This window comes from Oleiphilus sp. HI0086 (assembly GCF_001635225.1).
This window is the reverse complement of record NZ_LWFZ01001511.1, coordinates 1-774: the sequence shown is the minus strand read 5'-3', so window position 1 is coordinate 774 and position 774 is coordinate 1. Positions and strand designations below refer to the sequence as shown.

The 774-nt window shown below is 43.8% G+C and carries 2 protein-coding genes; both read right to left on the bottom strand.

The window, feature by feature from the left end; all coding sequences use genetic code 11:
- A partial coding sequence (locus A3756_RS25505; RefSeq protein WP_068555019.1) for a YcgN family cysteine cluster protein occupies positions 1–379 on the bottom strand: 379 nt, incomplete at its 3' end.
- Between the two features lie 24 nt (positions 380–403).
- Positions 404–774 (bottom strand): YcgL domain-containing protein (locus A3756_RS25500; RefSeq protein ID WP_368664625.1); only part of this gene is annotated, 371 nt, incomplete at its 5' end.

Below are 774 nucleotides of genomic sequence, written 5' to 3'. Positions count from 1 at the left end.
AGCGCACCGAAATGTGATTTTCATGCATCATAATTTTGCTACCCGCGATCAAGGGGTGCCACTGGGGTAGCGGCTTCCCTTCAAATAGCAAACGATAAGAACAAGTTTCAGGGAGCCATACCGAGACCTCAGGTAAATCAGTCACACTTAGGTTAAGACAGTCAGGCACATAATTGTTTCGCTTGGAATAGACAGTACACTGACAAGCATCCGTATCCAGATATTCACAGCTGATACAGGTAAACAGCAAGTCATCGCTGTCTTCATCCTGGAGCTTATGCATACAGCACTTACCACAGCCATCACACAGAGCTTCCCACTCTTCTTTCGAAAGCTGGTCTAAGGCTTTTTCTTTCCAAAAAAACTTATCTACCGCCAATTGACTCGTCTCACCGTCATTAATTTAGCCGTGCAAACTATCTTTAGGTGGCTTATATAAATCCAACATTTCCGGGTCTTTTGCTGGCGGCATCTGCAAATAAAAGCCTTTCTCAGCAATATCGTCCAAAATTTTCTTAGCATCCGCACGGGCCAATTTCTTTTCTGGCGTGAGTATCATATCCATCACATGCTCAGCTTGCCCAAATATTTGCATCAGTGCATCAGGCAAAGAAGTCAGTTCATCCGCTCGGTCGAGGTATAAGTACATTTCCTGCTTCTTTTTACTCTTATAAACCGAGCAAAATCGTTTCGTACTCGAGGTATATTGCGTCATCATTTCTCCTAAATTCCTAGCGCCTTTGACATTTTTTCTGCTAACCAAGGCTTGCGCCA